Below are 7,468 nucleotides of genomic sequence, written 5' to 3'. Positions count from 1 at the left end.
CCCGCCACCGCGGCCGCCGGGGCGGGCGCGGACGCCGCGGCAGGGGCCGCGGCCAAGGGGGTGCCCACCCCCAAGGACCTCGCCGATCTGGGCCGCGGCCCGGCCGGGCCCGGCGGCCAGGCGGACCGGCAGCCGGCCGGCGCCACGCTGCGCTGGTCCTCCGACAAGGGCTGGATCGACCGGGGTCCAGGCGCCGGGATGGGGGAGCCGCCGGAGACCGCCAACCTGCCGATGCTGGCCCAGCTCACCAGCGCCGAGCAGCGCTGGGCCGACCGTGAGGAGGACATCACCGCGGTCAGTGGCGACCCGTTCGAGGTCGGCCAGGTCTTCGCCCGCCGCTGGACGGATCGGCTCGCCGATCCCGCGCACCTCCAGCAGCTCTCCACGGAGTACCCCCGCATTCCGCACCGCATCGACGGTGAACTGCTGCGTTACGCGGCCCGCTTCGGGCTGCTGGCCCACAAGGACGACCAGATCGACGAGCACGACCGCTATGCGATCCGGGCGGGCTTCTGGCGCGAGATCGACCTCCGCTCGGCGGCGGAGCACGCCCAGGCAGGCGGCTAGGACGCCTGCGGCGGGCTGCTCCCCTCCCCGCCCCTTCCCGAAACCGGGGCTCCGCCCCAGCCCCCGAAACTGGGGCTCCGCCCCAGCCCCCGGGTCTGGGTTCTGCCTTAGCCCTCGGTCCGGGGTTCCGCCTCAGGTCCCGGGTCTGGGCTCTGCCTCAGCCCCCGGCCCGGGGCTCCGCCTCAGCCCTCGGTCCGGGGTTCTGCCTCAGTCCCCGGGTCTGGGTTCTGCCTCAGCCCTCGGTCCGGGGTTCTGCCTCAGTCCCTGGGTCTGGGTTCTGCCTCAGCCCTCGGTCCGGGGTTCTGCCTCAGCCCCTGGGTCTGGGTTCTGCCTCAGCCCCCGAAACCGGGGCTCCGCCTCAAACCCCGAAACTGGGGTTCCGGCCTAAGCGCTCCGCTGGAAGTGCTGCGATGTGTCGTCGGCCGTCTGCGGCGCCGTCGTGGCTGGTCGCGCCCGCGCGGCGGAGCCGCACATCGACACAGCCCCGCGCCCCTTCGGGGCGCTGCCGAACCAGAGCGGCCTTCCTCCGACCCGCTTAGCCCCCGGGTCGGGGCTTCGTCCCTTTCCGTAGCGTCCATATGCGGCTCCGCCGCGTGGTGGGGTCCCGACCGGGGCCTCGGGGTCCAGGGGTGGAGCCCCTGCCGCGCGGCGGAGCCGCACATCGAACCAAGTGCCCCGAGGGCCCCGAAGGCGGGAGCGGGTGTTTGGGCGCGTACCCTCATAGCTCGTGAGGACGGGCACGAAACAGGCGACGAGTGGCGATGTGGTGTGCACCGTGCGCGGCCTGGTCAAGACCTATCCCGCGGCGCGCGGCCGGCGCGGGGCGCCCGCCACGCCCGCCGTCCGGGCCAGCGACGGCATCGACCTCGATGTGGTGCGCGGCGAGGTCTTCGGGCTGCTCGGGCCCAACGGCGCAGGCAAGTCCACCCTCGTACGGCAGCTCACTGGCCTGCTGCGGCCCGACGAGGGCCGGGTGCGGGTGCTCGGCCACGATCTCGTACGCCACCCCGAGCGCGCCGCCCGGCTGCTGGGCTATCTCGGCCAGGACTCGACCGCGCTGGACGAGCTGACCGTCTCCCTCGCCGCCGAGACCACCGCGCGGCTGCGCGGCCTGGAGACCCGCGCGGCCCGTGCCGAGCGGGACGCGGTGATCGAGGAGCTGGGGCTCGGGGAGGTCGCCGGGCGCCCGCTGAAGAAGCTCTCCGGGGGCCAGCGGCGGCTGGCCTGCGTCGCCGCCGCGCTGGTGGGGGAGCGCCCGCTGCTGGTGCTGGACGAGCCCACCAGCGGGATGGACCCGGTCGCCCGGCGCGCCGTATGGGCGGCCGTGGACCGGCGGCGGGCCGAGCGGGGGGTGACGGTGGTGCTGGTCACCCACAATGTGATCGAGGCGGAGACGGTGCTGGACCGGGTCGCCGTGCTGGACCGCGGCCGGGTCATCGCCTGCGACACGCCCGCCGGGCTCAAGGCGCTGGTGGCCGACGAGGTGCGGCTGGAGCTGGTGTGGCGCACCGAGCCGCCACTGGACGTGCCCGAGGTCGCCGCGCTGTGGAAGGCCGCCGAGGCGGCCCGGGCCGCCGCCGACGCCTCCGGGCGGCGCTGGACGCTCCGGCTGCCACCGGATGACGCGCGCGCCGCCATCGCCACCGTGACCGGCGGCCCCGCCTTCGCCGCGCTGGACGATTTCACCCTTGCCACGCCGAGCCTGGAGGATGTGTACATCGCCCTGGGGGGCCGTGCCGAGGGCGCGGAGGGCCTGGTGAAGGCGTGACCGCCGGGGCGAGCCGGTGAACGCGTCGGTGACCGTGACCGTATTCGAGCCGTAAGAGGCGAAGAGGAGCAGCACAACGTGAGTGTCATGCCCGCCGTGTCCGGTGTGTCCGGGGCCACCGGTGTGCCTGGTGTGTCCGGCGCGTCTGCTGGGCTGCCCGGTGCGTCCGGTGTTTCCGGTACCTCGGGGGCGTCCGGTGACGCCGGTACCTCGGGTGCGTCTGGTGACGCCGGTGAGGCCGGTGACGTGCCCGCGCCGCTGGCGGCCCGGGCGCGGCTCTTCCCCGCGCTCGTCGCGGTCTACCGCGCCCAGCTCTCACGGGCCCGGGTGGCCCGGATCCCGCTGCTCTTCGTCGCCACCTTCCAGTCCATCGGGATCATGATCCTGATGCGCGGGGTGGTGGACGGCGGAAGCGAGGCGCGGTCGGTGGTGGCCGGGTCGAGCGTGCTGGTCGTCGCCTTCGTGGCGCTCAACCTGCTCGCGCAGTACTTCGGCCAGCTGCGGGCCAGCGGCGGTCTTGACCACTACGCGACCCTGCCGGTGCCGCCCTCGGCCGTGGTGCTCGGGGCGGCCGCCGCGTACGCCTCCTTCACCGTGCCCGGGACCGCCGTCACCGCGGTGATGGGCAGTGTGCTCTTCCAGCTGCCCATGACGAACCTGTGGATCCTCCTCGCCGTGATCCCCCTGTCCGGCGCCGCCCTCGCCGGACTCGGCGCCGCCCTGGGGCTGCTCGCCCCGCGCCAGGAACTCGCCACGCTGTGCGGCCAGTTGGGGATGTCCGCCGCGCTGCTGCTCGGCGTGCTGCCCGCGGCCCGGATGCCGCAGGTGGTGTCGTACGCGCGCGATCTGCTGCCGTCGACGTACGGTGTGGAGGCCCTGGCCCGGTCCTTCGACGGGCAGCCCGACTGGTGGGTGGTCTGCGCCGACCTCGGGGTGTGCGCCGGGGTGGCCGTGGTGTCCCTCGCCGCCGCGACCTGGGCCTATCGGCGGGCGGCGGTGCGGTGACGCGCCGCGGCGAACGGCCCGCCGACCGAAGTACGCCGTCCGACTGGCACGATGACGGGGTGACCGCACCGTTGACGCCGCATGATCAGCACTCGCCGCACGACGAGCCCGCCGAGGGCCGGCCGCCGTCCCACGAGCAGCCTCCTGCCGGGGACTCCGCCGTGCCGTACCCCACCGGGTATCCCGCGCACCCGGGGCAGGCTTCCGGGCATCCGGACCACGCCGAGCACTCCGAGCGCGCTGAGCACGCCGAGCACACCGAGTTCTCCGAGCACTCCGAGCCCGGGCCCGAGTTGCGTGCCGAACTGGTGCAGGCGTCGCTGGTCGCCATCGCGGTGGCGGTCTCCGGGGTGCTCCTCGGGCTGCTGTGGCTGTGGTTGGCGCCGAAGGTTCCCCTGGTCTCGGACGGGTCCGCCGTCTATCTGAAGAACTCGGAAGGGGAGGACGCGGTCGGCGCGGACGGGATGTTCACGCTGCTCGGTCTCGCCTTCGGGGCCGTCTCGGCCATCATCGTCTTCCTGATCTTCCGCCACGGCGGTATCGCGCTGGTCATCGGGCTGGCGATCGGCGGGGTGCTCGCCTCGGTGATCGCCTGGCGGCTGGGCGTATGGCTGGGGCCCACCTCGGACGTCGTGGCACATGCCAAGGAGGCCGGTAAGGGCGTCACCTTCGACGGACCGCTCAAGCTGGGCGCCAAGGGCGCGCTGCTGTCGTGGTCGGTGGCGGCGATGGTGATCCACCTGGTGCTGACCGGGCTGTTCGGCCCCCGGGACCCGGAGCCGGACTCGGTGGAGCAGTGGCGCGGCGCCAAGTAGCCCCACCCCAGCGGCCCAAGTAGCCACCCCAGCGGCCCGTCAGCCATGGTCGCCCCGTCAGCCGTGGTCGCCCAGTCGGTCATGGTCGCCCTGTCAGTCGTGGTCGCCCAGGCAGTCGTGGTCGCCCCGTAGCGAGGCCCCTTCCCCTGACTCCGTGGCCGGAGCCCCGGGGTCAGGGGGAGGGGGTGCTGGAGGCGCGGACGATGAGTTCGGGGCGAAGGCGCCGTGACTCCACCGGCTCGCCCTCCAGCAGGCGCAGCAGCAGCCGCAACCCCTCGCGCCCCATGTCGAGCATGGGCGAGCGCACCGTCGTCAGCGGCACCGGCAGCTCCGCCGCCAGGGGCGTGTCGTTGAAGCCCACGACGGCCACATCGGCCCCTGCCCGCAGTCCCTGGTTGCGGAGGGCGCCTATGGCGCCGATGGCCGCGAAGTCGTTCACCGCGAAGACGGCCGTCGGCGGGTTCGGGGTGTCCAGCAGCCGCGCCGTCGCGGCGTGGCCGCCGGGGACGTCGAAGCGTGAGTGGGCGATGCGGTCCGCAGGGACGGGCAGCCCCGCCTCGCGGTAGCGGTCCACCAGGCCGGCGGTGCGGTCGATACCGGTGCTGGCGTACGGCTCGCCCGCGACGACGGCGACATCGCGGTGGCCCAGCTCCAGCAGATGCTCGGCCACCAGCCGGCCGCCGAGATAGTCGTCGCAGGTCACCGAGGGATGGGCGCCGGCGGTGCGGCTGACCAGGACGAAGGGGATTCCCCGTTCGGCCACCTCGTCGAGGAACCGCCCGTCCACATAGGCGTCGCCGAAGATCATGCCGTCGACGCGCCGCCCGATGACCATATTGGTGCGGGTGCGCTGGGCTTCGGGTTGGTCGCCGGTGTTGGCGACGAAGGTGGAGAGGCCGTGTTCGGCGGCCGCTTCCTCGATGCCCTCGTAGATCGTGGCGAGCACGATGTCGGACAGCCGGGGCACCAGGACGCCCACCAGATTGCTGCGCCGGGTGCGCAGGCTGGTCGCATGGGGGTTGGGCTGGTAGCCGAGCTCGTCGGCGAGGCGGCGGATGCGCTCGACCGTGGTGGTCGAGGCGGCGCGCAGGCTCTCGTCCGGTTTGGCGTGCAACACCCGCGAAACGGTGGAGACATGCAGACCGAGCTCATCGGCGATGGTGCGCAGGGTGACCGGTCGTGCTCTCTTGGTGCCCACTCGGCTCGGCCTCCGGATGTCCCGCTGCCGCGTCCGGACCTCGGGGCGGCACGCTCAACGCGATGTTAACAGCGGACCCCTTGACACCCGCTGTCGGCCACCCACATCCTACCCAAACGATTGGCCCAAACGTTTGGGCGCGAAATTGAGTCACAAAAGCGCGCTTTCGCGCCGTGGATGAGGAGGCAGGGTGCGCAGAATCGTCGTACTGTCGACGGGCGGGACCATTGCCACGCGCCGGGACGCCCATGGCACCAGGCTCGCCGCCGATCCCGCGGACGCCCTGCTGGAGCGGCTCCCCTGGCCCCCGCCCCCTGGGGTGGCGGTCGAGGCGAGGGATGTGTTCTGCCTCGGCAGCTATCTGCTGACCCCGGCCGATATGTACGGCGTCGCCGCTGCCGTCCGCGAGGCACTGGCGGACGACGGCGTGAGCGGGGTCGTCGTCACCCACGGCACCGACAGCCTGGAGGAGACCGCGTACCTGGTGGATCTCTTCCACGGCGATCCGCGGCCCGTGGTGTTCACCGGCGCGATGCGCCCGGCGGACGCCCCGGACAGCGACGGCCCGCGCAATCTGGCGGACGCGATCGCGGTGGCCGACGCCGCCGTGGCACGCGATCTGGGGGTGCTGGTCTGCTTCGACGGGCAGGTCTACCCCGCGCGGGGGACCCGCAAGGCGCACACCACCGCGCCCGCGGCGTTCACCGCGCCCGACGGCGGTCCGCTCGGGCGGGTGGGCGACGGCGAGGTGAAGATCTCGGCGGTGCCGGTGCGCTCCAAGCCGCTCGATCCCGGCACCTTCCGCCCCGACGCGACCCGTGTCGACATCGTGGCCTGCTACCCCGGATGCGATGTCCGGGCGCTGCGCGCGGTGACCGACGCGGGCGCCCGAGGGGTGGTGCTGGAGGCCACCGGGGCGGGCAACGCCAACCCCGAGGTCGCCGAGGAGGTCGCCCGGCTCACCGCGTCCGGCGTGGTCGTCGCCCTGTCCACCCGGGTGCACGCGGGCCCCGTGGCCGCGCTCTACGGAAACGGCGGCGGCGCGGACCTGCTGCGGGCGGGCGCCGTACCCACCGGCACCCTGCGCCCTTCCCAGGCGCGGGTCCTGCTCATCGCCCTGCTCGGCGCCTACGGCGATCCACGGCGCGTGCGGGCCGAACTCAACAACTCACTGGAAAGGACCACCCATGGCTAAAGAGATCTTTGTGGCGTTCGGGGTCGACGTCGACGCGGTGGCGGGCTGGCTGGGCTCCTACGGCGGCGAGGACTCGCCCTGTGACATCTCCCGTGGCCTGTTCGCCGGGGAGGTCGGGGTGCCGCGCCTGCTGCGCCTCTTCGAGCGGAAGGAGCTGCGCACCACCTGGTTCATCCCCGGCCACTCCCTGGAGACCTTCCCCGACCAGACCCGCCAGGTGGTCGACGCGGGCCATGAGATCGGCGCCCACGGCTACTCGCACGAGAACCCGATCGCGATGACCCGGGCCCAGGAGAGCGCGATCCTGGACCGGAGCATCGAGCTGATCGAGAAGGTCTCCGGGCGCCGCCCGACCGGCTATGTCGCCCCCTGGTGGGAGTTCTCACCGGTGACCAACGAGCTGCTGATCGAGCGCGGCATCGCTTATGACCACTCGCTGATGCACAACGACTTCCACCCCTACTACGTCCGGGTGGGCGACAGCTGGACGAAGATCGACTACTCGCGTCCGGCCGAGGAGTGGATGAAACCGCTGGTGCGCGGCGAGGAGACCGGGCTGGTCGAGATCCCGGCCAACTGGTACCTCGACGACCTGCCGCCCATGATGTTCGTCAAGGCCAGCGCGAACAGTCATGGCTTCGTCAGCCCGCGCGACCTGGAGCAGACCTGGCGTGATCAGTTCGACTGGGTCTATCGCGAAATGGACTATGCGGCCTTTACCATGACAATCCACCCCGATGTCTCGGGCAGGCCCCAGACGCTGCTCATGCTGGAGCGGCTCATCGAGTACATCAGCGGTCACGAGGGCGTGCGCTGGTCGACCTTCGACGAGATCGCCACCGACTTCAAGGCCCGCTTCCCCAGGGCCTGACACCCGAAGCTCCCCCCAGGGCCAGACCCCCGAAGCTCCCCAGGGCCTG

Annotated in this window: 6 protein-coding genes and 1 pseudogene; 6 read left to right on the top strand and 1 reads right to left on the bottom strand. The window is 72.9% G+C overall.

The annotated features are described in order from the left end of the window. The 4 genes and pseudogenes from IEJ02_RS31175 to IEJ02_RS31160 form a co-directional block, all read left to right on the top strand. A pseudogene (locus IEJ02_RS31175) lies at positions 1-567 on the top strand (NYN domain-containing protein); the annotation flags it as partial. A gap of 727 nt (positions 568-1,294) precedes the next feature. Then, positions 1,295-2,335, top strand: coding sequence for an ABC transporter ATP-binding protein (locus IEJ02_RS31170; RefSeq protein WP_137977549.1), 1,041 nt, complete (start codon positions 1,295-1,297; stop codon positions 2,333-2,335). Between the two features lie 78 nt (positions 2,336-2,413). Further along, positions 2,414-3,340 carry an ABC transporter permease gene (locus IEJ02_RS31165; protein ID WP_191067880.1) on the top strand — a complete coding sequence of 309 codons (927 nt, stop codon included), beginning with the start codon at positions 2,414-2,416 and terminating at the stop codon, positions 3,338-3,340. A gap of 59 nt (positions 3,341-3,399) precedes the next feature. Further along, positions 3,400-4,155, top strand: coding sequence for an SLC41A family transporter (locus tag IEJ02_RS31160; protein WP_317985967.1), 756 nt, complete (start codon positions 3,400-3,402; stop codon positions 4,153-4,155). A 172-nt stretch (positions 4,156-4,327) separates the two neighbouring features. Here IEJ02_RS31160 and IEJ02_RS31155 read toward each other — a convergent pair whose 3' ends face one another. After that, positions 4,328-5,353 (bottom strand): LacI family DNA-binding transcriptional regulator, encoded by a 1,026-nt coding sequence (locus IEJ02_RS31155; protein ID WP_191067879.1) that lies wholly within the window; start codon positions 5,351-5,353, stop codon positions 4,328-4,330. Between the two features lie 190 nt (positions 5,354-5,543). Between IEJ02_RS31155 and IEJ02_RS31150 the strand changes: the two genes are divergently transcribed. Then, on the top strand, positions 5,544-6,548 hold the full coding sequence (locus IEJ02_RS31150) for an asparaginase (protein ID WP_191067878.1): 1,005 nt from the start codon (positions 5,544-5,546) through the stop codon (positions 6,546-6,548). Then, the gene (locus IEJ02_RS31145; RefSeq protein WP_191067877.1) at positions 6,541-7,419 is read left to right on the top strand and encodes a polysaccharide deacetylase family protein; all 879 of its coding nucleotides are present in this window, start codon (positions 6,541-6,543) and stop codon (positions 7,417-7,419) included. The genes IEJ02_RS31150 and IEJ02_RS31145 overlap by 8 nt, the downstream gene beginning before the upstream one ends. Positions 7,420-7,468 lie beyond the last annotated feature (49 nt).

The organism is Streptomyces sp. 5-10, assembly GCF_014712245.1.
Lineage (GTDB): Bacteria > Actinomycetota > Actinomycetes > Streptomycetales > Streptomycetaceae > Streptomyces > Streptomyces violaceusniger.
The sequence above is the reverse complement of the archived record's forward strand: the minus strand, read 5'-3'. Positions and strand labels throughout refer to the sequence as shown.

Coding starts and splice junctions, on each gene's coding strand:
- IEJ02_RS31145 (WP_191067877.1), top strand. CDS start 6,541: ATGGCTAAAGAGATCTTTGTGGCGTTCGGGGTCGACGTCGACGCGGTG.